This window comes from Demequina mangrovi, from assembly GCF_000759715.1.
In the GTDB taxonomy this organism is placed as follows: domain Bacteria; phylum Actinomycetota; class Actinomycetes; order Actinomycetales; family Demequinaceae; genus Demequina; species Demequina mangrovi.
The window spans coordinates 34,917-57,026 of the sequence record NZ_BBLU01000017.1 but is presented as its reverse complement, the minus strand read 5'-3'; the positions used below and the strand labels follow the sequence as shown (position 1 = coordinate 57,026).

22 protein-coding genes are annotated in these 22,110 nt (G+C 73.5%); 10 read left to right on the top strand and 12 right to left on the bottom strand.

Annotated elements, in window-relative coordinates; all coding sequences use genetic code 11:
• Positions 1-23: 23 nt before the first annotated feature.
• From TR42_RS14455 to TR42_RS12580, 3 genes are read right to left on the bottom strand one after another with little or no spacing between them, the layout of a single operon-like run.
• The gene (locus TR42_RS14455; RefSeq protein ID WP_052406096.1) at positions 24-794 is read right to left on the bottom strand and encodes an ABC transporter permease; all 771 of its coding nucleotides are present in this window, start codon (positions 792-794) and stop codon (positions 24-26) included.
• On the bottom strand, positions 791-1,543 hold the full coding sequence (locus tag TR42_RS12585; RefSeq protein WP_042216421.1) for an ABC transporter ATP-binding protein: 753 nt from the start codon (positions 1,541-1,543) through the stop codon (positions 791-793). Before TR42_RS12585 ends, TR42_RS14455 begins: the two co-directional genes overlap by 4 nt.
• Positions 1,540-2,130, bottom strand: coding sequence for a TetR/AcrR family transcriptional regulator (locus TR42_RS12580; RefSeq protein WP_042216419.1), 591 nt, complete (start codon positions 2,128-2,130; stop codon positions 1,540-1,542). Before TR42_RS12580 ends, TR42_RS12585 begins: the two co-directional genes overlap by 4 nt.
• A gap of 60 nt (positions 2,131-2,190) precedes the next feature.
• Between TR42_RS12580 and TR42_RS12575 the strand changes: the two genes are divergently transcribed.
• Positions 2,191-2,619 (top strand): cupin domain-containing protein, encoded by a 429-nt coding sequence (locus tag TR42_RS12575; protein WP_042216417.1) that lies wholly within the window; start codon positions 2,191-2,193, stop codon positions 2,617-2,619.
• A 334-nt stretch (positions 2,620-2,953) separates the two neighbouring features.
• Here the strand turns inward: TR42_RS12575 and TR42_RS12570 are convergent, their stop codons facing one another.
• The gene (locus TR42_RS12570) at positions 2,954-4,384 is read right to left on the bottom strand and encodes a DHA2 family efflux MFS transporter permease subunit (protein WP_042216413.1); all 1,431 of its coding nucleotides are present in this window, start codon (positions 4,382-4,384) and stop codon (positions 2,954-2,956) included.
• Between the two features lie 90 nt (positions 4,385-4,474).
• Here TR42_RS12570 and TR42_RS12565 point away from each other — a divergent pair, with 90 nt between their 5' ends.
• Positions 4,475-5,089 carry a TetR/AcrR family transcriptional regulator gene (locus tag TR42_RS12565; protein ID WP_042216411.1) on the top strand — a complete coding sequence of 205 codons (615 nt, stop codon included), beginning with the start codon at positions 4,475-4,477 and terminating at the stop codon, positions 5,087-5,089.
• Here the strand turns inward: TR42_RS12565 and TR42_RS12560 are convergent.
• Together TR42_RS12560 and TR42_RS12555 are read right to left on the bottom strand one after the other, a co-directional pair.
• Positions 5,075-6,493 (bottom strand): sensor histidine kinase, encoded by a 1,419-nt coding sequence (locus TR42_RS12560; RefSeq protein ID WP_052406093.1) that lies wholly within the window; start codon positions 6,491-6,493, stop codon positions 5,075-5,077. The two genes, TR42_RS12565 and TR42_RS12560, sit on opposite strands and share 15 nt — an antisense overlap.
• On the bottom strand, positions 6,490-7,173 hold the full coding sequence (locus TR42_RS12555) for a response regulator transcription factor (RefSeq protein ID WP_042216409.1): 684 nt from the start codon (positions 7,171-7,173) through the stop codon (positions 6,490-6,492). The genes TR42_RS12560 and TR42_RS12555 overlap by 4 nt, the downstream gene beginning before the upstream one ends.
• 179 nt (positions 7,174-7,352) lie before the next feature.
• Between TR42_RS12555 and TR42_RS12550 the strand changes: the two genes are divergently transcribed.
• From TR42_RS12550 to TR42_RS12540, 3 genes are read left to right on the top strand one after another with little or no spacing between them, the layout of a single operon-like run.
• Positions 7,353-7,961, top strand: a complete 609-nt coding sequence (locus TR42_RS12550) for a DUF4956 domain-containing protein (RefSeq protein WP_042216407.1) — start codon at positions 7,353-7,355, stop codon at positions 7,959-7,961.
• Positions 7,958-8,722, top strand: a complete 765-nt coding sequence (locus TR42_RS12545) for a polyphosphate polymerase domain-containing protein (RefSeq protein WP_042216406.1) — start codon at positions 7,958-7,960, stop codon at positions 8,720-8,722. Before TR42_RS12550 ends, TR42_RS12545 begins: the two co-directional genes overlap by 4 nt.
• A 14-nt stretch (positions 8,723-8,736) precedes the next feature.
• Complete coding sequence (locus TR42_RS12540; protein WP_042216404.1) at positions 8,737-10,563, top strand: carbohydrate-binding domain-containing protein; 1,827 nt, start codon at positions 8,737-8,739, stop codon at positions 10,561-10,563.
• Positions 10,564-10,995: 432 nt separating this feature from the next.
• Here TR42_RS12540 and TR42_RS14895 read toward each other — a convergent pair whose 3' ends face one another.
• Positions 10,996-11,874: a LysR family transcriptional regulator gene (locus TR42_RS14895; RefSeq protein WP_161786648.1), complete on the bottom strand. Its 879-nt coding sequence runs from the start codon at positions 11,872-11,874 to the stop codon at positions 10,996-10,998.
• Positions 11,875-11,952: 78 nt separating this feature from the next.
• Here TR42_RS14895 and TR42_RS14890 point away from each other — a divergent pair, with 78 nt between their 5' ends.
• The gene (locus TR42_RS14890; protein WP_042216401.1) at positions 11,953-12,984 is read left to right on the top strand and encodes an aminotransferase class V-fold PLP-dependent enzyme; all 1,032 of its coding nucleotides are present in this window, start codon (positions 11,953-11,955) and stop codon (positions 12,982-12,984) included.
• An 88-nt stretch (positions 12,985-13,072) separates the two neighbouring features.
• Entirely contained in the window at positions 13,073-14,845 is a 1,773-nt protein-coding gene (locus TR42_RS12525; RefSeq protein WP_052406092.1) for a glycoside hydrolase family 6 protein, read from the top strand.
• A 36-nt stretch (positions 14,846-14,881) separates the two neighbouring features.
• Here the strand turns inward: TR42_RS12525 and TR42_RS12520 are convergent, their stop codons facing one another.
• On the bottom strand, positions 14,882-15,556 hold the full coding sequence (locus tag TR42_RS12520; RefSeq protein WP_042216399.1) for a TetR/AcrR family transcriptional regulator: 675 nt from the start codon (positions 15,554-15,556) through the stop codon (positions 14,882-14,884).
• Positions 15,557-15,632: 76 nt separating this feature from the next.
• Here TR42_RS12520 and TR42_RS12515 point away from each other — a divergent pair, with 76 nt between their 5' ends.
• A complete protein-coding gene (locus TR42_RS12515; protein WP_052406089.1) occupies positions 15,633-16,094 on the top strand; it encodes a DUF6326 family protein in 462 nt (153 codons plus the stop codon).
• 81 nt (positions 16,095-16,175) lie between these two features.
• Here TR42_RS12515 and proC read toward each other — a convergent pair whose 3' ends face one another.
• Genes proC through TR42_RS12500 form a run of 3 tightly spaced genes read right to left on the bottom strand, consistent with a single transcriptional unit; the run spans position 16,176 to position 18,877 of the window.
• Positions 16,176-17,021: a pyrroline-5-carboxylate reductase gene (gene proC / locus TR42_RS12510; protein WP_042216397.1), complete on the bottom strand. Its 846-nt coding sequence runs from the start codon at positions 17,019-17,021 to the stop codon at positions 16,176-16,178.
• Between the two features lie 9 nt (positions 17,022-17,030).
• Positions 17,031-17,669 carry a TetR/AcrR family transcriptional regulator gene (locus TR42_RS12505; RefSeq protein ID WP_042216395.1) on the bottom strand — a complete coding sequence of 213 codons (639 nt, stop codon included), beginning with the start codon at positions 17,667-17,669 and terminating at the stop codon, positions 17,031-17,033.
• The gene (locus TR42_RS12500; RefSeq protein ID WP_042216393.1) at positions 17,666-18,877 is read right to left on the bottom strand and encodes a hypothetical protein; all 1,212 of its coding nucleotides are present in this window, start codon (positions 18,875-18,877) and stop codon (positions 17,666-17,668) included. The genes TR42_RS12505 and TR42_RS12500 overlap by 4 nt, the downstream gene beginning before the upstream one ends.
• A 119-nt stretch (positions 18,878-18,996) precedes the next feature.
• On the opposite strand from TR42_RS12500, the gene radA reads away from it, so the two are divergent.
• Positions 18,997-20,370, top strand: coding sequence for a DNA repair protein RadA (gene radA, locus TR42_RS12495; RefSeq protein WP_042216391.1), 1,374 nt, complete (start codon positions 18,997-18,999; stop codon positions 20,368-20,370).
• 17 nt (positions 20,371-20,387) lie between these two features.
• Here the strand turns inward: radA and TR42_RS12490 are convergent, their stop codons facing one another.
• Complete coding sequence (locus TR42_RS12490; protein WP_143058895.1) at positions 20,388-21,119, bottom strand: hypothetical protein; 732 nt, start codon at positions 21,117-21,119, stop codon at positions 20,388-20,390.
• Positions 21,120-21,206: 87 nt separating this feature from the next.
• Between TR42_RS12490 and TR42_RS12485 the strand changes: the two genes are divergently transcribed.
• Positions 21,207-22,097 (top strand): HhH-GPD family protein, encoded by an 891-nt coding sequence (locus TR42_RS12485; RefSeq protein WP_042216387.1) that lies wholly within the window; start codon positions 21,207-21,209, stop codon positions 22,095-22,097.
• Positions 22,098-22,110: the final 13 nt, after the last annotated feature.

Sequence of the window (22,110 nt, the reverse complement as noted above, 5' to 3'; positions counted from 1 at the left end):
AGCAGTGCGCGCACCCGGGCGGCTCAGTCGAGCCGTGCCCGTGCGAAGGCGCGCACGGACGTCCCGGCCATGACCGCCGCGAACGCGACGGCGAGCGCGAGCGACGCGGGGCCGATGGTCGCCGCCTCCTCCGGACCGCCCGCGCCCGCCCACAGCGCGGGGGCGACGTACGGCACCCACGCCCCTGCGCCGACCATCGCGAGGATCTGGCTCGCGGCCGTGACCGCGACGATCGCGCCGGCCGCGCCCAGGTAGCCGCGCGAGCGGACCGCGACCCACGCGAACCCGAGCGCGAGCGCCGCCATGAGGAGCCCGGCGGCCCACACGCGCACCAGCTGCGCGGCCACCGCACCGGTCAGCGTCCCAGGATCCGCCAGGGCGAGCGCGGCGACGGTCGACGCCATGGCGAGCGTGAGGCACGCGACCGCCCAGGCGGCGATCACGAGGAGCTTCGCGCTCGCGATCTGCGCGCGGCTCACCGGCAGCGCGAAGAGCGACCCCACGGTGCGGTCGGCCCACTCGCGGCCCACGAGCCAGGCGACGGCGAAGCCCACGCCGATGAGCGCGACCACCGACACCACCTGGCCCGCGAGGCTCGCGACCGTCTCGCCGAACGGGCCGTCGCGGTACGGCGCGAGCTTCGCGGCGGATGGGCCCGCCGCATCGGCCGACCGTGCCAGGGCCACCATGCCCACCGACATGAGCGGCGGGAACACGACGAGCAGCACGGTCGCGAGCCGGGCCGTGAGCGAGCGGGAGAACGTGGCGACCTGAAGAGCGAGCGCGGTCCTCATGCGTGGACCTCCTGTCGGGTGCGGACATCCTCGCGGTGCGCGGCGTCCCAGGCCCGGACCATCTCGAAGAACCGGTGCTCGAGGTCGGTCTGGCCGGGCTCGAGCGAGCCCACCACGCGGCCGGCGTGGATCACGGTGATGCGGTGCGCGATGCGCGAGACCTCATCGAGGTGGTGGCTGGACACGAGCACGCCGGCGCCGCGGGTCGCCGCCGCGAGGATGACGTCGCGCAGCAGCAGCACCCCCGCGGGGTCGAGCGCGTTGGTGGGCTCGTCGAGGATGAGCAGGTCGGGCTCGTGCGCCGCGGCGCAGGCGAGGCCCAGGCGCTGGCGGTTGCCGAGCGACAGCCCCCGCGCTCGCCGCCCTGCCCAGGGCTCGAGCTCGAGCCGCGCGATCCAGGACGATGCGGCGCACGCAGCCGCGGCGCGGTCGAGGCCGTGCAGGCGGGCCGCGTGGACGATGTTGTCGCGCACCGTGAGCTCGGGGTACCCGAAGGGCTGGTCGATGACGGAGCCGAGCCGCCCGAGGACGTCGGGCCCGGCGGCGTCGATCGGAGCGCCCAGCACGCGCGCCTCGCCCGCGTCGAGCCTGGTCTGGCCCACGATCGCCTTCATGGCCGTGGTCTTGCCCGCGCCGTTGAGGCCGATGATCGCGTGGATCTCGCCCGGCTCGACGGTGAGCGCGAGGCCGTCGAGCGCGCGCAGGTCACCGTAGGTGCGGACAGCGCCCGCGATCTCGAGCGCGGTCACGGCGTCGCTCCCGCGAAGGCCGGGACCTCTGCATGCGCGAGGGCGGGCGCCACGGTGGTCATCGCGACGGTGACGAGGTCGCCGAGCGTGCGGCGCGAGCCGTCCGCGGCCCAGTCGAGCATCACCGCGGTGACCGCCGCGAGGCAGGCCGCGGCGGCGATGCGCATCTCGCCCTCGCCTCCCGGCGCGGCTGCGGCCTCGACGATGGCCCGCTCGGTCGCCGCGGTGTTGGCGGCCATGCCGGCCTGGAGGTCGGGCTCGCCCGCGGCGATCGCGATCGCGCGGCGGGTGGACTCGGTGGGCTCCTGGTCGAGCAGCGGCACGAGCGCCAGCAGCCCGCGCGCGATCCGCTCGACGGCGGGCAGGTCCGTCGGCTGCGCGGCGACGGCCGCGGCGATGACGGGGTCGAACGGGTCGTCGAGCAGCACCCGCTCCTTGGTGGGGAAGTGGCGGAAGAACGTCATGTGGCTGACGCCGGCCGCGGTCGCGATCTCCTCGACGGTGACCGCGCGGTAGCCGCGCTCCTCGAACAGGTCGAGGGCGGCGGCCTGAAGGCGGGCCCTGGTGGCCTCGGCGCGGGTTGTCATGCCACAAGTGTTAGTCACTAACATCTATCGCGCAACCGGTGGCGCGGATAGCGTCGCGGCATGAGCGACTACCAGGTGCTGGAGATGGGAGCCCTCGAGGGCTGGCGGGACCACCACGGCGGCTTCCAGCCGCACACGCAGCGCGACGGGCGCCGAGTCGTGGACCACGAGCTGACGATGCAGTACATCGGCATGACCGCGAACGCCTTCGTCCCCGGCGAGGAGGCCGGCTACTGGCACACGCATGCCGAGATCGAGGAGCTCTACGTCTTCCTCGCCGGGCATGGGCAGATGGCGCTCGACGAGGACATCGTGGACGTGGGCCCCGGCACCGCGGTGCGCGTGGGCCAGGGCGTGTGGCGCACGTGGCGATGCGTGCCCGACAGCCCGGAGCCGATGCGCTGGTTCTGCATCCGCGCCGGCGGCGGCGTGTTGCCGCACCTGCCGGACGATGCGACGCGGGACGAGGCGCGCCCCTCGCCCTGGTGAACCGTGGGGTGGGGCCGCGCGCGGTGACCGCAGGGTCGGCATGTGCGATGCGCGGTCCTCGCACCTTTCACGCACGAACGCACGAACGCACGGCGGGGGTCGGGAGGCGCTGCGCGGCTGTCGGTTCGCGGGGGCGGGCATTCGCGTGGCGGTCGGCTCGCGCGGCTGCGCGCTCGAGCGTGAAAGGTGCGAGTGCGCGACATCGTGCATGGTCGTCCTCCGCCGGGGTCGACCGCGCGACGCTGACGTTGTGACGCTCGGCCGCCCCTCGCCGTGGTGACGAGGGGCGGCCGGGTCGGCCGCGCGGCGCGGGTCGGGCCGGGTCGAGAGCGGATCAGGCCGGGACGAGCGCGGGGTCGGCGTTCACGGCCGCCGGCGCGCCACCGAGCTCCGCTCGGCGCGAGGGGAGCAGCATCGCGACCGCGGTGGTGACCGCGAGGATCCCCGCGCCCCACAGCACGGCGGTCTGCGCCGCATCGGTGTAGCCGGTCGGGGTGAGCTCGCCGCCCACGCCCGTGAACACCGCGGTCAGCACGGCGATGCCGAGCGCGACCCCGATCTCGCGGACGGTGGCGTTGGTGCCCGAGGCCTTCGCGTGGTCCTCGTCGCGCATGTGCGCGAGCACCGCGGTGGCGAGCGGTGCGAACACCAGCCCCATGCCCACGCCGCAGAGCACGAAGCCCGGCACCAGGGTCCAGTAGTCGACCGCCGGGTCGAGCGCGACCCCGATCCACGCGAGGCCCGCCGCCTGCGAAGCGACCCCCGCGGTCACCAGCACCCGCGTCCCCACCCGCGGCGCGATGATCCCCGTGAGCGGTGCGACGAACAGCGGCGCCATGGTCCACGGCATGGTCATCGCCCCGGCCTCGAGCGGGCTCTTGCCCTGCACCACCTGGAGGAACTGGATGAGGATGAAGACCGCGCCGAAGATCCCGACGGAGAACATCAGGCCCACCGCGTTCGCGACGGAGAAGGAGCGGTCGCGGAACAGGCCGAGGGGGAGCAGGGGGTCCCGGACCCGGTTCTCCCAGGCGAGGAACGCGAACAGCAGCACGCCGCCGCCGATGAGCCCGGCGAGCACCTGCGCGGACGTCCAGCCCGCATCGTTCCCGCGCACGATGCCGAACACGAGCCCGAAGACCGCGGCCATGCCGAGGCCGAGCCCGACCAGGTCGAGCCGCACCGCGTCCCCGCGAGACTCGGTGAGGAACGCGCGGATGAGGACGATCGCTACGACGCCGACGGGCACGTTGAGCCAGAAGATCGCGTGCCAGGTGAGGCCCTCGACCACCGCGCCGCCGATGAGCGGGCCGACGGCGACGCCGAGGCCGGCCACGCCGCCCCAGATGCCGATGGCGAGCGGGCGCATCTTGGCGGAGACGTTGGTCGACAGGATCGCGAGCGACAGCGGCATGAGCGCCGCGCCGCCGATGCCCTGGAGCACGCGCGCCGCGATGAGGGCCTCGGCGGTCGGGGCGAGCGCGCAGAGGATCGAGGCGAAGGTGAAGAGCACGATGCCGCCCTGGAACGTGCGGCGACGGCCGAAGCGGTCGCCGAGGGCGACCGCCATGAGGATCATGCTCGCGAAGGCGAGCGAGTAGCCGTTGATGAACCACTGGAGCTGCTCGAGCGTGGCGTCGAGGTCCGTGGCGAGCACCGGCAGCGCGTTGGTGACGACGAGGTTGTCGAGGCTCGCCATGAAGGCCGGGATCGACGCCGCGAGGATCACGAGTGCCAGCGGCGACCGGCGTGTGGTGGTGGTCATGTCCCCTCCCGGAACAGTCCAGTCATGGAGTGAGTAATCAATTGATTACTACGCTTCGACACGCTAGTAATCGCTTGATAACATGTCAACATGAGCACGACAGAAGGCCGCCTGACCAGCGACGACAGGCGCGAGCAGATCCTCGCCGCCGCCACCGTGGTGTTCGGCGACAAGGGCTACGCGGGAGGCACCACCGACGCGATCGCGCGTCAGGCAGGGATCTCCCAGGCCTACGTGGTCCGCATGTTCGGCTCGAAGGAGAACCTGTTCCTCGAGGTCGCGCGCCGCGCCACCGGCCGCCTGCGCGTCGCCTTCCGCGACGTCATCGCCGGCTTCACGGGCGACGAGACCAACCTCGAGCGTCAGGTCGCGCTCGGCCGCGCGTACGGCGAGCTGGTCGCGGACCGCGGCATCCTGCTGAGCCTGCTCCACCTCTTCGGTCTCGGTCAGGACCCCGTGTTCGGGCCTGAGGCGCGCGAATGCTTCCTCGACGTCTACCGCATCGTCCGCGACGAGGCCGGATTCTCCGCGACCGAGGCAAGCGAGTTCTTCGCGCGCGGCATGCTCAACACGATCCTGCTGGCGATGGGCATGCCCGAGCGGCGCGACGACCCCCGCGCCTTCGAGCTCATGTCGACCTCGATGGGCGCCGAGTGCGAGACGATCCTCGCGAGCGTCGAGGCCCAGGCCTCACTGCGCGCCTGACGCCTCCGCCGGCGCCGCCGGCAGCGTGATCGCGACCGTGGTGCCGTCGCCCTCGGTCGAGTCGACCGTGAGCGTGCCGCCGTGCACCGCGACGATCGCGGCCGTGATCGCAAGCCCCAGGCCCGAGCCGCCCGTGGCGCGGGTGCGCGAGTGGTCGCCGCGCACGAAGCGCTCGGTCGCGCGAGCGGCGACATCCGGCGACATCCCCGGGCCGTCGTCCACGACCTCGACGCGTGCCTGGGCATCGTCCTGCCGGACGCGCACCGTGACGTGCTCGCCACCGTGGACGGCGGCGTTGGTCACCACGTTGATGACGGCCTGACGCAGCCGGTCGGGGTCGCCCTCGATGGCCACCGGCTCCGGCGCGTCGAGCGCGAACTCGACGCCCTCGCGCGCGGCGGTCGCATCGCGGACCACCTCCTCGCACACGCGGGACAGGTCGATCCTGATGGGGTTGAGCTGCGGCTCGGCGTCGTACTTCGCGAGCGTGAGCATGTCCTCGACCAGCCGCTTCATGCGCTTGGCCTCGGCCTCGGTGCGGCTCCAGGCGTCGGCCACGTCCTCGTCGCGCGCGATCGCGCCGCGCCGGTAGAGCTCGGCGTAGCCGAGCACCGTGGTGAGCGGCGTGCGCAGCTCGTGCGAGGCGTCGGCGACGAACTCGCGCAGGCGCGCCTCGGACCGCTCGCGCTCCTCGAGCGAGGCGGTGAGCGTGTCGACCATGGTGTTGAGCGAGGACGCGAGCGCGCCGGACTCGCTGCCCTGGCCTGCGCCCTCGAGGCGCACGTCGAGGTCGCCCTGGGCGATCTGCGCCGAGGCGTCGACCATGCGGCGCATCGGCATGATGCCGAGGTTGATGACCCACCAGCCGACCACGCCGAGCCCGCCGAGGATCGCGATGAGCCCCAGGCCCTCGATGGCGATGAGACGCTGCGTCGCGGCCTCGACATCGTCCATGGGCAGCGCGGTGATGTCCGCGCCGAGGTTCGCCGCGCGCGCAAGCACGCGGTACTCGCCCTCGCCGTCCGTGGCGGGCACCGTCAGGTACACGGAGCCGCTCGTGGGCATCTCCACGCCCTCGAAGTCCGGCGCCGAGTCGTCGGCGTCCATGGTGTTGGGCGTGAAGAACACGTAGCAGGTGCCCTGGAGGTCGACGAAGCCGCGGAACACGTCGGAGGGCCGATCGCTGTCCGACTCCGTGTCGCCCGTGCCGCAGATCCGCGCGAGGCGCGGCTCGCGGGAGCCGAGCTCCGCCGAGGACGAGGCGAGGCGGTCGTCGAGCTGGCCGACGAGGAACGTGTGCGTCACGCCGGTGACGATGATGGAGATCGCGACGGCGATCGCCGCGATGACCCCCAGGCCGATGAGGACTCGAGAACGCAGCGTCAGCCCGGAACGGGCGGTCACGACACCCTCAGCGTGTAGCCCACCCCACGCACGGTGTGGATGAGCTTGGGCTCGTGCGCGTCGACCTTGCGGCGCACGTAGCCGATGTAGGTCTCGACCACGCCCGGGTCGTCGTCGCGCGAGTAGCCCCACACACCCTCGAGCAGCTGGCCGCGCGACAGCACGCGGCCGGTGTTCTGCATGAGGTGGCGCAGCAGGTTGTACTCGGTGGGCGAGAGCTGGATCTCCTCGCCGGCGCGGGTGACGCGGTGAGCGACGTCGTCGAGCTCGAGGTCCGCGACGCGGTAGATGTCCGAGGCGCTCGGCGCGTGCTCGACGCGGCGCGACACCGCCTCGACGCGCGCGACCAGCTCGTCGAGGTTGAACGGCTTCTGCAGGTAGTCGTCGCCGCCGATCGTGAGGCCCTCGACCTTGTCCTCCGAGCTGTCGCGCGCGGTGAGGAAGATGATCGGGGTGCGATCCCCGGACTCGCGCAGGCGGCGCGTCACCGCGAAGCCGTCGAGCCCCGGCATCATCACGTCGAGCACGATGAGGTCGGGGCGCTGCTCGCGCACGGCCTTGAGGCCGGCCTGGCCGTCGGCGGCGTCGGTGACGTCGTAGCCGGCGTAGCGGAGCGCCGCGCAGAGCATCGTGCGGAGGTTGTCCTCGTCGTCGACCACGAGGATGCGTCGTTCAGGCATGCGTTCAGTATCCCGGGCGAACCTAGGGATTCGCTGGGAGGCGGCTGGGCGTGGGCGGGGACGAGCGTCCCAGGGGACTCCCGCGCCGCTCTCAGGGTTCTCCCAGGTCCCATCGGTTAACTGATGGTTAACAACGACACCGGGTGCAGAACCCGGGCGCCCCGAATCGAGAGGTCACCATGCCGTACTACGCCTTCATCGCCGCGGATCTCATCGCGATCTGCCTCATGGTCTTCGGCCTGTACTACCCCCGCCACCGCCGCCGTGACCTCATCGTGGCGTTCCTCTCCATCAACGTGGGCGTCATGGGTGTCACGTACGCGATGACCAACGCCGACATCTCGCTCGGCTTCGGCATGGGCATCTTCGCGGTCCTCTCGATCATCCGCCTCCGCTCGACCGAGATGGACCACGCGGAGATCGCGTACTACTTCACCGCGATCGCGCTGGGCCTCCTCGGCGGCTTCCCGGCCCTGTCGCCCACGCTCAGCTTCACGCTCATGGCGGTCCTGCTCGGCGTCATCTTCGTCGGCGACCACCCGGCGCTGTTCCGCCGCACGCGCCAGCAGACCATGGTGCTCGACCAGGCCTTCACCACCGAGGAGGGCGCCACCGAGTACCTCGAGGCGCTGCTCGGTGCGAAGGTCCACCACGCCACCATCCGCAAGGTCGACCTGCTCAACGAGTCGACCGTGGTGGACGTCCGCTACACGCTTCACGAGGGCGCCGAGCGCCCGGTCGCGGACCGCATGGCCTCCGTCGCCCTCTCGCCCGAGGTGGCGCGATGACCGCCTGGGAGGAGCGCCTCGCGCAGCTGCCGACGGTCACGCTGGCCGAGCTCGAGACCGAGTACGCGCTGCTCACCCGCGTCGACCGCAAGTACATCGTCTCGCCCGACGTCTGGGCCGAGGTCATGGCGGAGGTCCCCGGGATGCGCGCCCTCGAGATCGACGGCGCCCGGTCGTTCGGCTATGCCTCGGTCTACTTCGACACCCCCGAGCTCGACTCGTACCGCGACGCCGCACGCCGCCGCCCGCTGCGCTACAAGGTCCGCACCCGCGAGTACCTCGACACGGGCGGCCGCGCGATCGAGGTCAAGCTGCGCTCCGCCAAGGGCGAGACGGTCAAGCACCGCGAATGGCTCGCGGACGATGCGGCGGGCGAGTCCCGCCTCGAGGGCTCGGCTCGCGACTTCGTCGCCTCGTTCCCCGAGGTCGGCGCCGCGGTCGACGAGCTCGCACCGGTCCTCACCACGCGCTACGAGCGCTCGACCCTCGTCTCGCACGGCGCCCGCGTGACGGTCGACTCCGACGTCACCGGCATCTCCGCCGAGGGCCCGAGCATCGGCTTCGGCGGCGCGCTCATCGTCGAGACCAAGTCCTCGATGCGGGCCGGCGACGTCGACCGCGCGCTGTGGGCGCGCGGCATCCGTCCCGCCCGCGTCTCCAAGTACTGCACCACCCTCGCCGCGCTGCAGCCCGAGCTCCCGTCCAACCGGTGGGCCCGGACGCTGCGCCGGCACCTCTACCCCGCCGCGCTCGCGGCCTGAGAAAGGCGCTCCCCATGAACAAGCCCACCCTGGCCTTCGCCGGCATCGTCACCGGCGCCCTCATGCTCGCCGGCTGCTCGACCACCACGGCCGACACCGCGACCGAGGACTCGACTTCGTCCTCGTCCTCGGGCACCACCGCCACCGGCACCTCCGACAGCACCGAGACCACCTCGACCGCCGCGACCGGCGACTTCACCGAGGTCGCTTACGCGGACCTCGACGTCAAGGACGAGGACCTCGCGGTCGACGAGTCCTCCGCGGTGGACGTGGTCCTCGCCGACGGCGCGACCGAGGCGGTCGACGGCGTCACCGTCGACGGCGACACCGTCACCATCACCGACGGCGGCGTCTACCGCCTCAGCGGCACCCTCACCGCGGGACAGGTGGTGGTCGCCACCGACGACAAGGACGTCACGCTCATCCTCGACGGCGTGGACATCACCGCCGCGGACACCGGCGCGCTCGACATCGAGGACGCCGACGAGGTGATCATCCTGCTCGCGGACGGCTCGACCAACAGCATCTCCGACGCCGCGGACGCGACCGCCAGCACCGACGAGGAGTACGACGGCCCCAACGCCGCGCTGTTCTCCCGCTCCGACCTGTGGATCACGGGCGAGGGCTCGCTCACCGTCAACGGCGTCGCGAACGACGGCATCACCTCGAAGGACGGCCTGGTCATCGACTCCGGCACCATCTCGGTCACCGCGACGGACGACGGCATCCGCGGCAAGGACTACCTGGTGGTCACCGGCGGCGACATCACCGTCGACGCCGGCGGCGACGGGCTCAAGGCCGACAACGAGAACATGACCGACGACGAGGGCGTCACCGTGGGCGTCGCGTGGATCTCGGGCGGCGCGCTCGACATCACCGCGGGCGTCGACGGCATCGACGCGTACTACCAGGCGACCATCGAGGGCGGCGAGCTCTCGATCGCGGCCGACGACGACGGCATCACCACCAGCGGAGTGCTGCACATCCTCGACGGCACGGTCGACATCACGCAGTCCTACGAGGGCCTCGAGGGCCGGGTCATCCGCCTGAGCGGCGGCTCCGGCACCATCGTGTCGAGCGACGACGGCTTCAACGTGAGCTCCGGCTCGGGCTCGACCGGGGGCGACGGCACGGCCGACGTCGGCGGCGGCATGGGCGGCATGGGTGGCGACCGCGGCGACCGCTCCGGCGGACCGGGCGCGGCCCCGAGCGCGACCGACGCGGAGGACACCGCGACCACCGCCACGACCGCGGCGTACACGACCACGGCATCGTCCACGGACGGCGCGACCGACGCGACGACGGTCGCGGGCGGCGGTGGCGGCATGGGCGGCTTCGACCAGGCCGAGGAGGGCCTTGAGCTCGAGATCACCGGCGGCACCTGGTACATCGACGCCGAGGGCGACGGGCTCGACTCCAACGGCGACGCGGTCATGACCGGCGGCACCGTGGTGATCGACGGCCCGACCAACAACGGCAACGGCGCGGTCGACACCAACGGCGAGTTCACCATCAGCGGCGGCACCCTGGTCGCGTCGGGCTCCTCCGGCATGCTCGAGGCGCCCGAGGCCGACGGCCAGGGAGTGCTCACCATCGCCTTCGCCTCCGCGATCGAGGCCGGCACCACCATCACGGTGTCGGACTCCGACGGGAACCAGGTGGCCACCTACACGACCGGCAAGGTCTCGCAGTCGGTGGTGCTCTCCGCCGACGGCATCGTGTCGGGCGAGAGCTACACCGTCTCGACGGGCGGCACGGTGAGCGGGGACGCCTTCCACGGGCTGCTGCTCGGTGACGGCGCGTCCGGCGCCTCCGAGCTCGGCACGGTGACCGCGGGCTGACGCCCTCCGCCAGCCGCTCCGCACGCGCCGGCGCATCGTCCCCGATGAGGGACGATGCGCCGGCGTCGTGCCTCCCCGGCCCGCCGGGGCGCGGCACTCCAGGGAATCTCGCGACCGGCTCCCAGCGTTCTCCCAGGCGGCGTCGGTTGTATGGATCCCAGGGACCCCACCACCCACCCCCCAGGGGTCCTGAGCCGAGAGGCGTCCATGGTCGCCGGCAGGCTCGTCCCACGGATGCGGTCCTTCTCCTCCTCCCGGAGGGGCCGCATCGGGACGAGCGGCCGGCGCGCTCCGGATCTGATGACCGGCATCGCCGGGCCGGAGAGAGGCCGTGGACGCCTCTCGGCTCAACCCGGGAGGCGGCTGCCAACGCCGACCCGGTCGATCGCACGAGGCCCCTGGAGACTGCCAGCTCCGGGGGCCTCGCGGCGTCTACAGGCCCGTGACCAGCAGCTCCGCGAAGGCGCGGGCCGCGGGAGCGGGCGAGCCGGGCAGCGCGAGGAAGATGTCGCGGTACGTCGCCGCGCGGGTGGGGATGGCGACGATGCCCGGGATCGCCGGGCTCGCATCCAGGGCCATGCGCGGGAGCAGCGCGACGCCGAGACCCTCCGCGATGAGGCGCTGCGCCGCGATGTAGTCCTCGGTGATGAACGCGATGTGCGGGTCGAAGCCGGCCTCGCCCGCCGCGGCGAACAGATGCGTGCGGCAGCGGACGCAGCCAGAGATCCAGCGCTCCTCGGCGAGCGCTCCCATCTCGACCACGGGCCGCGATGCGAGGGGATGGGACTCGGGAAGGATCGCGAGGTACTCGTCGCGGCCCAGCGGGGTGGTGGGAACGTCGACGGGCGGGGGCGTGGCGGCGTCGGAGAATCCGACCGCGATGTCGGCGGCTCCCGAGCGCAGCAGGTCGAGCGCCGGATCCGTCTCCGTCTCTTCGAGGCCGATCTCGATGCCCGGGTAGGTGCGCGCGAACTGCGCCAGCGGCCGGGGCAGGACGGTCGCGCAGAACGAGGTGAAGGCGGCGATCCGCAGCGTGCCCACCTTGAGGTCCGAGTGGTGATGGAGCGCGCGCTCGGCGTCCTCGAGGCTCGCGGCGATCGCGTCGGCGTGGGCGACCAGCGCATCGCCCGTGGGCGTGAGACGCGTGACGCGGCCGGCGCGCACGGTCAGCGGGACGCCCGCGCGCCGCTCGAGCGCGCGCAGATGGTGGGCCACGGTGGGCTCGCTCAGCTGCAGGGCGCGGGCGGCGGCGGCCTTGGAGCCGTGGCGCGCGACCTCGCGCAGGATGAGGAGTCGCTCGACGTCGATCACCGGACCATGATGACATCGAGGTCTAGGTGCGGTCGACAGCATCTTGTCGCGGTGTTGCCCACGCCCGAACATGGGCTCATGCTCGACATCGCCTCCGCCTTCCGCCCCGCGCCCGGGTATCTCGACACGCCCTCGTACGGCCGGCCCGCGCGGGCGACGGCCACGGCGCTGCGCCGCGCGGTGCGCGCCTGGGAGCACGGCACGCTCGACCCGGTCGCGCTCGACGGGTCGGTCGCGCGCATGCGGGCCGCCTACGCGACCCTCGTGGGCGCGCAGGCGGAGGACGTCGCGCTCGCGGGCTCCACGTCGCAGGTGGTCGGGATGGTCGCGGCGTCGCTCCCCGACGGCGCGCGCGTCGTCGTCGCGGACGGCGACTTCTCGTCGGTGTGCCTGCCCTTCCTCGCGGACCCGCGTCTCGAGGTTGTCGTGGTGCCGCTTGCGCGCATCGTCGCCGAGACCCGCCGGGGCGCCGACCTGGTCGCGGTGAGCGCGGTCCAGTCCGCCGACGGCGCGGTGCTCGACCTCGACGCCCTCGCGGCGGCCGCGAGCGCCTCGGGCACGCGCACGCTCGTCGACGCGAGCCACTCCGCCGGCTGGATGCCGATGCGCGCGCGCGACTTCGACGTCACGGTGACGAGCACGTACAAGTGGCTCGGGACCCCGCGCGGCATCGCGCTCGCGGCGGTGCGGCCGGAGGCGGACTGGGTGCGCCCGGTCGGCGCGAGCTGGTACGGGTCCGATGCGCCGTGGGACTCGCTCTACGGCCCGGACGTCGCGCTCAGCGCCACCGCGCGGCGTCTCGACACGTCCCCGCCGTGGCAGCTGGTCGAGGCGGGCGCCGTCGCGCTCGAGCTGCTGGTGCGCCAGGGCGTCGAGGAGATCGGCCGCCACAGCGTCGGCCTGGCGAACGACTTCCGCGCGCTCGTGGGCCTTCCCGCCGGGGACTCGCCGATCGTCTCGGTCGCCGGAGTCGACCCGCGCGCTCTCTCGCGGGCCGGGATCAGGGCCGCCGCACGCGGAGGCCGGGCGCGTCTGGGCTTCTACGTCTACAACGACGCGAAGGACGTCGAGACCGCCGCCTCGGCCATCCGCGTGGCCCAAGCCGCCTGACGCCGCCGCTTCGCCGCATCGGCCCTTCCCGATGGCCGGCGACGGCCCCACTGCGGATACGCTGGGCGCGTCGACGGGAGGGAGCGGCATGCGCGTCACGCCGGGAATCGCAGGAGCTGTCATCGCGGTGCTCGCGCTCGCCGGATGCACCGGCGGGGACGACGATCCGAGCCCGACGCCCACGGCCTCCGCCTCCGACGGATCCGACGCGACCATGGTGATCGGCGGCGACGACCACGTCGACAACCCGTACGACGGCGCGGTCATGTACGTCAACGAGGACTGGTCCACGAACGTGCGCGAGACCGCCGGGGAGTCCACCGACGCCGTGCTCGCGGCGAGCATGAAGGCGGTCGCGAACCAGCCGACCGCGGTCTGGCTCGACCGCATCGCGGCGATCGAAGGCACCTCGGACGCGCGGGGGCTCGAGGCGCATCTCGACGCCGCGCTCCGGCAGGCGGAGTCGGCGGAGGACGGCGCGCCGGTGGTCGTGACGCTGGTGATCTACGACCTGCCCGGGCGCGACTGCTACGCGCTCGCGTCGAGCGGCGAGCTGTCCGCGACCGACGCGGACATGGCGCGCTACCGCGAGGACTACATCGACGTCATCGCGGAGATCCTCGCGCGGGAGGAGTACGCCGACCTGCGCATCGTGGCCGTTGTCGAGCCCGACTCGCTCCCCAACCTCGTCACCAACGCCACCGACTCGCGCTGCGAGGACGCGGCTCCCTACTACCGCGAGGGCGTCGTGTACGCGCTCGACTCCTTCGCGCGGCTCGGGCACGTGTACTCGTACCTCGACGCGGCGCACTCGGGATGGCTCGGCTGGCCCGACAACGCGGGTGGCGCGGTCGCGCTGTTCGCCGAGATCGCGCAGGAGACGCAGGCGGGCTTCGGCTCGATCGACGGCTTCGTCACCGACACCGCGAACACCACGCCGCTCGAGGAGCCCTTCCTCGATGCGACCGACACGGTGGGCGGTCAGGAGGTGCGCAACGCGTCCTTCTACGAGACCAACCCCGACATCGACGAGGTCTCGTGGGCCGCGGACCTGTGGTCGCGCGCGACCGCCGCGGGCTTCGCCGAGTCCACCGGGATCGTGATCGACACGAGCCGCAACGGCTGGGGCGGCACCGCCCGCCCGACCGCGGCATCGTCCTCGACCGATCTGGAGACCTACGTCGACGAGTCGCGCGTGGACCGTCGCGTCCATCGCGGCGCGTGGTGCAACCCCGCGGGGGCCGGGCTGGGCATGAGGCCCGAGGCCTCGCCCGAGGGCTACCCGGACGCGCACCTCGACGCCTTCATGTGGGTGAAGCCGCCGGGCGAGTCCGACGGCTCGTCGCGGCTGATCGCGAACGACCAGGGCAAGGCCTTCGATCAGATGTGCGATCCGGCGTACGAGAGCGACCGCCTGGGCGGGCAGCTCACGGGCGCGCTGCCCGATGCGCCGATCTCCGGCGCGTGGTTCCCGGCGCAGTTCGCGGAGCTGGTCGCGAACGCGTACCCGCCGGTGGGCACCGACGTCACCACGGACGGCGCGCTCGGCACCCCGACCCCCACGCTCGGCTCGGGGGCGTGCACGGCGATGCTGACGGTCCGCGACAGCTGGGAAGGCGGCTACGTCGCCGATGTCACGGTGACCGCCAACGTGGACGTCTCGAACTGGTCGGTCGAGCTGCCGGCGGGCACCGTCGTGAGGGACGGGGCCGCCGACATCTGGGGCGTGGTCGAGTCGGGCGGATCGGTGAGCCCCACGGGCTGGAGCGCGACGCTCGCGGCCGGCGCGTCCGCGACCTTCGGCTGGGTCGGTGTGGGCGACGATCCCGCGGCCGGCCCGCTGGTCTGCAACGCCTCCTGAGGCGCGTGCGTCCCGCCGCGGGCCCTGCCGCGCGCCTCAGGCGAGCGCGGCCCGTCGCGCCTCGAGGCCGTCGAGCACCAGCCCCAGGGTGAACTCGAACTCCGCCTGGGTGTCGCACATGCTGAGCGCACCCTCGGCGGCGTGCAGCTCCATGTCGGCCATCTCGAGCAGATGCGGGAAGGTCGCGGCCATAGCGCGCATCGCCTCCTCGTCCGGCTCGACGTCCCCGCCGGGGGCGGGGTCGAACAGCTCGTTCGAGAACCCGAGCACCAGCGACCCGAGCGCGTGGATCGCACGATGCGCGAGGGCGTGGTCGAAGCCGGCCTCGAGCACCGTGCCCACGAGGTCGTCGTAGAGGGCGAACGCGGACGCGGGAGACTCCTCCTGCTGCGCGATGACGCTGGGCGCCCAGGGGTGCGTGAGCATGATGCGGCGCGCCTCGAGGCAGCGGTCGCGCACGGTCGACCGCCAGTCGCCGCGGTGGATCGCGTGCCCTGACTCCGCGACCTCGGCCACCACGGTGTCGACCATCCCGGCGATCAGCGCCTTCTTGTCGGCGACGTGGTGATAGAGCGACATCGCCTCGCGGTCGAGCTCGTCGCCGATCGCCCGCATCGTCACCGCGCGCATGCCGGAGGCGTCGGCGAGCCTGACGGCGGCGTCGAGGATGCGGGCGCGGGTCAGCGGTTCCTTGGCCTGCTCGACGGACACGCGACCTCCTGTTGCCTTCCCGAATCTTACGGCGTATGGTCGCCTTACGGTGTAAGAACAGATCCGGGGGGATGCCATGAACTCGACCACCGCCACCACCGACGTCCCGTCAGCGACCGCCTCGGCGGCCTCCGCGAGGACCGCCCCGCATCGGCAGCCGCGCACGCTGCTGTCCGCGCTGTGGCTCTTCGCGATCCTCAACTACCTCTACTGCGACGTCATCGGCTTCTTCGACAAGGACGTGATCCGCGACACGCTCGACGGCACCGGGGCGATGGGCGACTACGGCCAGGGCTTCCTGCTCGGCGCGTCCGTGCTCATGACGATCCCGATCTCCAACGTCCTGATCGCGCGCATCGGCTCGCGCGGGCTCGCGCGCTGGGCCTCGATCGTGGGCGGCTCCGTGATGACGCTCGTGCAGGTCGCGACGCTCTTCGTCGGCTCCTTCACCGCCTACTACGGCTACTTCTCGGCGCTCGAGATCGCCTCCACCGTCGCGATCGTCGTCATCGCGTGGCGCTGGCGCGCGGAGGCGTGAGGCGCGTCCGCATCGGACCCGCCGCATGACGCGGAACGCCGGCCGGGACGTCCCGGCCGGCGTTCCGTGCGTCGCGGGCTCTCAGCCCGCGAGCTGGGCGCTCATCTCCTTGGTGCGCGCGACCGCGGCGTTCGCGCCCGCGGAGATCACGCCCTGGAGGCCGGCGTTGGTCATGGCCTCGAGCGCCGCGAGCGTGACGCCGCCGGGCGAGCTCACGCGGCGGCGCAGCTCCTGCGGGGTCTCGCCGGACTCCGCGAGCAGCTGGGCCGCGCCGGTGAAGGTCTGCTGCGCGAGCAGCGAGGACAGCTCGCGGTCGAGGCCGTGCATCACGCCCGCCTCGGTGATCGCCTCGGTGATCGCGTAGAAGTACGCGGGGGCGGAGCCCGCGACCACGGTGACCGCCTCGATGAGGTCCTCGGGGACGCGGACGACGAGCCCGGTGGCGCGGAGCATGGCCTCCGCGAGCAGCAGGTGCTCCTCTGTCGCGTGAGCGCCGGGGGAGATCGACGTCGCGCCGCGGCCCACCAGGGACGGCGTGTTGGGCATCGCGCGGATCACCGCGGTGCCGGCGGCAAGGCGCTCCTCGTAGAACGAGGCGGGGAGCGCGGCCGCGACCGTGAGCACGAGCGCTCCGGCGGGGATCGCCTCCGCGATGTCGGCGAGCACGTCGGCCATCTGCTGCGGCTTGACCGCGAGCACGACGATGCCCGCGCCCTCCACCGCCTCCTTGGCGTCCGCCGTCGCGCGGATCCCGTGGGCCTCGACCAGCGCGGCCCGCTTCTCCTCGCCGCGGTTCGCGACCGTGATGGAGCCGCCCGGCCAGCCGGCGACCTTCATCGCCGTGATGAGGGTGCTGCCCATGACTCCGCCGCCGATGACGGCGACCGCGGGCAGGTGCGAGGGGGACGTGGTCGTGGAGGTGCTCATGCGTCCAACCTATCGCGGCACGTCCGCCTCGCCTCCGGGGAGGGGAGCGTCGAGATCGCCGTCCAGGTAGCGCTGGAGGGTCGGCGCGTAGATCGCCGACAGCTCGTCGACCGAGGCCTCCGCGAGCGTGGGGATCGCGAGGACGTAGCGTCCGAACGCGAGCCCCGTGAGCTGGGTCGCGCACGCCGCGGCGCGTTCGAGCGCGCGGTCCTCGCGGACCAGCTGGAGCAGGAGGTCGCGCAGCATCATCGACGCCATCGTCGGCCCGACCTCCGCCGCGGACACCGCCGAGGCGAGCACCGCGCGCAGCCGGACGCTCGCGACCGGGTCCTCCCACAGCGACAGCGCGAGGCGGAGCAGCGCGTCGCCGCGCCGCTCCGGCGGGAGCGAGGCGAGCGCGGCCACCCGCGCATCGTCCCTCTCGAGCGGGCGCATCACCTCGATGAAGAGCTCCTGCTTGGTGCCGAAGTAGTGGCGCACGAGCGCGGGGTCGACCCCGGCGTCGCGCGCGATCGCGCGCAGGGACGATGCGGCGTAGCCCTTGTCGCCGAAGATCCGGGCCGCCGCCGCGAGGATGTCGCCGCGCGTGTCCGCGTCTCCGCCGCGCGGCCCGCGGCCGCGCGACGCCGAGGCCGCGGATCCCGTCATAGCCCGAGCGTGCTCAGCAGGTCGTCGATGTCGGAGCGGTCGCCGACGGCGACGAAGTAGGCGCTGCCGTTGGTCCACAGCACCTGGTCGTCCTGCTCGCGGCTGCGCTCGGTGCGCAGCCCCACCACGGTGCCCGCGACGGTCGCGTCGTCGATGGCCGCTCCCTCACCCGCGGCCTTGGTGAGCGCCTTGGCCGCGTCGTCCTCGGAGTAGAGCTGACGCGCGCGCACCACGACCGTCGCGGTGCCGTCGGAGTAGGTGAGGCTGTAGCCCTCGGCCACGCGGTCCGGGAGCGCCTTGTCCTCGTCGACGTCGATGGGCGTCGCGTCCGTGAGCGTCCAGTCGCCCGCGACGGTGGGCATCGCCGCGAGGAACGGGGTCGGGTCCTCGGCGACGAACGGCTCCAGCGTGCTCGCGGCAGGCTCGGACGGCGCGGTGAGGACGCTCTGCTCGGGCAGGGTGACGGCCTCGGGGCGGAGCAGGAGCAGCCACGCCGCGGCGAAGGCGGCGCCCAGCAGGATCAGGCCGATGAGGATGAGCGGCCAGGCCCGGCCGGGCCGCCGCTCGGGTCCGCCGACCGGCGTTCCGCCGCCCGCGGCGGCGCCTGCGCCACCCTCGCCGGGAAGCGGCGCATCGTCCGGGGACGGGGCGGGACCCGTCGATGCCGAGGACGTCGCGGCGACGCGCGGGCGATAGAGGGCGGGCGCCTGCTCCTCCGGCCCGCGCGGCGACGGCGCGGGCGACTCGGCGACCGCGTGCCAGGCAGGAGCGGCGCCCGCGGTCTCCGCCCCGGCGAAGATCGGGACGAAGCCGGGTGCGTCCGAGACGGGAGCGTGGTCGTGATCATGCGCGAGGCCGCTCACCACGGGGACCCCCGCGAGCGGGGTGTGCGCGGCTCCGGAGGCGTGCAGTGCGGCGTTCGCGGCCGCGGCGGCGCCGAGCGCCTCGTACGAGCTGCGGCGGGGTGTGTCCGTCGCAGCGGCGGGGGCGCGGTCGCCGTCGAGAGGCGACCACGGCTCCGGCAGGATCTCCTCCGCGGCCGGGCCGGGGAGGGGAGCGGTCACCTGGTCGATGTCGGGGTCCACCGGGACCGGCACCGGGGACGGGTCGGCGACGGGCGCGCGAGGCGCGGCGGGCTTGGACGGGGCCACGTCCGACGGGCCCCGGGTCTCGTGGACCGGCTCCCAGCCCCATGCGTCGCGTGTCATGCGCCCCAGCCTAGGGGCGGCCGCCCACGCCGCCGCCCGCAGGCCAGGCGTGTCCGCCCGCTGCGGACGGCCCGCACCGCCCGGTCCGGGCTGTCGGAGCCCGCCGGTAGCGTGAGCGCATGGCCACCTCGACACGTCGCACGCTCCCCGGATACCGCTGCACCGAATGCGGCTGGACCGCCGTGAAGTGGGTCGGCCGGTGCGGCGAGTGCCAGGCGTGGGGCACGGTGCTCGAGGCGGGCGCGGCCCCCGCGGGACCGGCGACCAAGGCCACCGTCGTCTCGGCCCCTGCGCTCCCGCTGCCCGAGGTCTCGGCCGCCGCGGCCGCGCGTTCGGCGACCGGGGTCGGGGAGTTCGACCGTGTCCTCGGCGGGGGTCTCGTCCCGGGCGCCGTGATCCTCCTCGCGGGCGAGCCGGGGGTCGGCAAGTCCACGCTGCTGCTCGATGTCGCGGCGCGCACGGCGCGCAGCGGCGGGCGGGTCCTCTACGTCACGGGCGAGGAGAGCGCCGGCCAGGTCCGGCTCCGCGCCGAGCGCATCGGCGCGCTCGAGCAGGACGTCCTGCTCGCGGCGGAGACCGACCTCGGGGCGGTGCTCGCGCACCTCGACGCGGCGGAGCCCTCGCTCGTGATGATCGACTCGATCCAGACCATCGCCTCCGCGCAGGTCGAGGGCGCCCCCGGAGGCGTCGGGCAGGTGCGCGAGGTCTCCTCCGCTCTCATCCAGGCCGCCAAGACCCGCGGGCTGCCCATGGTGCTCGTCGGGCACGTCACCAAGGACGGCTCGGTCGCGGGGCCGCGCATCGTCGAGCACCTGGTCGACGTGGTCTGCCAGTTCGAGGGCGACCAGCACAGCCAGCTGAGGCTGCTGCGCGCGCTGAAGAACCGCTTCGGGTCCGTCGACGAGGTCGGGTGCTTCCAGCTGGTCGACGCCGGCATCGAGTCGGTCTCGGACCCCTCGGGCCTGTTCCTCTCTCATGATGCGCAGGCCGTCCCGGGCACCTGCCCGACCATCACCATCGACGGCAAGCGCCCGCTGCCCGCGGAGATCCAGGCGCTCGTCGCGCCCAGCGCGCTGTCCAACCCGCGCCGCGCGACGTCGGGCGTGGACGGCTCGCGCGTCGCGATGCTGCTCGCCGTCCTGCATCGCCGGGTGGGGCTGCCGGTGGCCGCCGACGACATCTACGTGTCGACGGTCGGCGGCGCCCGCGTGACCGAGCCCGCCGCGGACGTCGCGCTCGCGCTCGCGCTCGCCTCTGCCCGCGCGGACCGTCCGGTCCGCTCGGGATGGGCCGCGGTCGGCGAGGTGGCGCTCTCGGGCGCGGTGCGTCCGGCGTCCGCGATCTCTCAGCGCGTCGCCGAGGCGGCGCGGCTCGGGTTCACCGATCTCATCGTGCCGGCGTCGACGGACGTCTCACGCCTGCCGCGCAGCGTGCGAGTCCACGCGGTCGCGTCGGTGGCCGAGGTGGTCGACCTCGCCCTGCCGCGCGACTGATCGCGGAGCGCGGCGGTTCAGGACAGCACGAACGGGATGGCGTCCGGCGTCTGACCCTGGAACGTGAGCTCGGCCCAGTAGGTGCCCGGCTGGGGCTCCCGGGTGCTGGGCACCCCGCAGCCCTCGGAGCTCCACGCGCGGGGCCACGAGACCTGGAAGGTCTTGCTCTTGCCCGAGGCGAGCAGCCACTCCTTGCCCGCGAGCGTCGCGGTCGCCTCGCAGTCCGCCGAGCTCCAGATGCGGGTGCTGCCGGAGGTGACGAGCAGCGCGCTCGCTCCCTCGGCGGCGTCGAGCAGGCACGGCTCGTCGCCGGTCTGCGTGACGGTGACGTCGAAGGTGACGGCCTCGGCCGCGATGGACGCCTTGCTGCCGAGCGCCACAGCGATGTCGTCCTTCCCGCAGGCGCCGATGACCGGCGTGGTCTCGCTCGGCTCGGGGCTCGGCTCCGGCTCGCTCGAGACCTCCTCGATGGCGGCCTCGTCGGCCTGGGCCTCGGCCTCGTCGGTGGTCTCCGGCTCGGCCTCGGGGTCGTCCCGGGGCGTCGCCTCCGCATCGGACTCCGCCGAGGCGGTGACCGTGGGCTCGGGCGAGCTGCTCGCCGAGCTCTCGGGCTCGACGCCCGAGGCGACCGCGCTCCAGACGAGCTTGCCGATGAGCACCAGCACCACGAGCGCGACCGCGAGCACGATGCGCCGGCGCCAGTACACCTCTGCAGGATGCTCGCCTACCGGCTCGCGGAAACCCTTCACGGCTACCTCCTCCGATCCGCGTCCACGGTAGGCGCGTCACGCGCTGGGATGATGGAAGGCGTGCCGACCGTCTCCCGAAACGCCCCGATGCCAGCGACGACCGAGGACGCCTCGCGCGTCGACGCGGTGAGGAAGTGGTTCCACGAGGCCGGCAGAGAGCTGCCGTGGCGCGACGGCGGCACCTCGCCGTGGGGCGTCCTGGTGTCCGAGATCATGCTCCAGCAGACTCCGGTGGTCCGCGTCGAACCCGTGTGGCACGCATGGATGGAGCGGTGGCCCACCCCCGCCGCGCTCGCCGCCTCGACCCAGGCCGACGCGATCCGGGCGTGGGGGCGTCTCGGGTACCCGCGGCGCGCGAAGCGGCTGTGGGAGTGCGCGGTCGCGCTCGTCGAGCGGCACGACGGGGAGGTCCCCTCGACCCTCGAGGAGCTGCGCACGCTCCCCGGCATCGGCGACTACACCGCGGCAGCGGTGGTGTCCTTCGCCTTCCGCGGTCGCGCGACCGTGCTCGACACCAACGTCCGGCGCGTCATCGGCCGGGCGTGGCGCGGCGAAGCGCTCCCCGCGGCGCACCAGACGGTCGCGGAGCGCGCGCTCGCGGCGTCGCTGGTGCCCCAGGACGATGAGGGCGCCGCGGACTGGGCCGCCGCCTCGATGGAGCTCGGAGCGCTGGTGTGCACGGCGCGCGTCGCGCGGTGCGACGAGTGTCCGCTCGCCTCGTCATGCGCGTGGCTCGCCGCGGGCCGCCCCGGGCTCGCCGAGGCGCCGCGGCGCACCCAGCCGTGGCACGGCACGGACCGCCAGGTGCGGGGGCGGATCATGGCGGTCCTGCGCGCCGCATCGTCGCCCGTCAACGTCACGGGCCACGCGACGCTCGAGGACGTCGAGCCCGGGCAGCTCGACCGCTGCCTCGAGGGGCTCGTCGAGGACGGGCTGGTGACCGTGGTGTCCGCGGACCGCGGCACCTACGCCCTGTAGGCGCGCCCGCGCC

What these genes read in the sequence shown, in the direction of transcription:
- TR42_RS14455 (WP_052406096.1), bottom strand. Translation starts at nt 794, where the DNA reads ATGAGGACCGCGCTCGCTCTTCAGGTCGCCACGTTCTCCCGCTCGCTC.
- TR42_RS12580 (WP_042216419.1), bottom strand. Translation starts at nt 2,130, where the DNA reads ATGACAACCCGCGCCGAGGCCACCAGGGCCCGCCTTCAGGCCGCCGCC.
- TR42_RS12575 (WP_042216417.1), top strand. Translation starts at nt 2,191, where the DNA reads ATGAGCGACTACCAGGTGCTGGAGATGGGAGCCCTCGAGGGCTGGCGG.
- TR42_RS12570 (WP_042216413.1), bottom strand. Translation starts at nt 4,384, where the DNA reads ATGACCACCACCACACGCCGGTCGCCGCTGGCACTCGTGATCCTCGCG.
- TR42_RS12565 (WP_042216411.1), top strand. Translation starts at nt 4,475, where the DNA reads ATGAGCACGACAGAAGGCCGCCTGACCAGCGACGACAGGCGCGAGCAG.
- TR42_RS12555 (WP_042216409.1), bottom strand. Translation starts at nt 7,173, where the DNA reads ATGCCTGAACGACGCATCCTCGTGGTCGACGACGAGGACAACCTCCGC.
- TR42_RS12550 (WP_042216407.1), top strand. Translation starts at nt 7,353, where the DNA reads ATGCCGTACTACGCCTTCATCGCCGCGGATCTCATCGCGATCTGCCTC.
- TR42_RS12545 (WP_042216406.1), top strand. Translation starts at nt 7,958, where the DNA reads ATGACCGCCTGGGAGGAGCGCCTCGCGCAGCTGCCGACGGTCACGCTG.
- TR42_RS12540 (WP_042216404.1), top strand. Translation starts at nt 8,737, where the DNA reads ATGAACAAGCCCACCCTGGCCTTCGCCGGCATCGTCACCGGCGCCCTC.
- TR42_RS14890 (WP_042216401.1), top strand. Translation starts at nt 11,953, where the DNA reads ATGCTCGACATCGCCTCCGCCTTCCGCCCCGCGCCCGGGTATCTCGAC.
- TR42_RS12525 (WP_052406092.1), top strand. Translation starts at nt 13,073, where the DNA reads ATGCGCGTCACGCCGGGAATCGCAGGAGCTGTCATCGCGGTGCTCGCG.
- TR42_RS12515 (WP_052406089.1), top strand. Translation starts at nt 15,633, where the DNA reads ATGAACTCGACCACCGCCACCACCGACGTCCCGTCAGCGACCGCCTCG.
- proC (WP_042216397.1), bottom strand. Translation starts at nt 17,021, where the DNA reads ATGAGCACCTCCACGACCACGTCCCCCTCGCACCTGCCCGCGGTCGCC.
- TR42_RS12505 (WP_042216395.1), bottom strand. Translation starts at nt 17,669, where the DNA reads ATGACGGGATCCGCGGCCTCGGCGTCGCGCGGCCGCGGGCCGCGCGGC.
- TR42_RS12500 (WP_042216393.1), bottom strand. Translation starts at nt 18,877, where the DNA reads ATGACACGCGACGCATGGGGCTGGGAGCCGGTCCACGAGACCCGGGGC.
- radA (WP_042216391.1), top strand. Translation starts at nt 18,997, where the DNA reads ATGGCCACCTCGACACGTCGCACGCTCCCCGGATACCGCTGCACCGAA.
- TR42_RS12485 (WP_042216387.1), top strand. Translation starts at nt 21,207, where the DNA reads ATGCCAGCGACGACCGAGGACGCCTCGCGCGTCGACGCGGTGAGGAAG.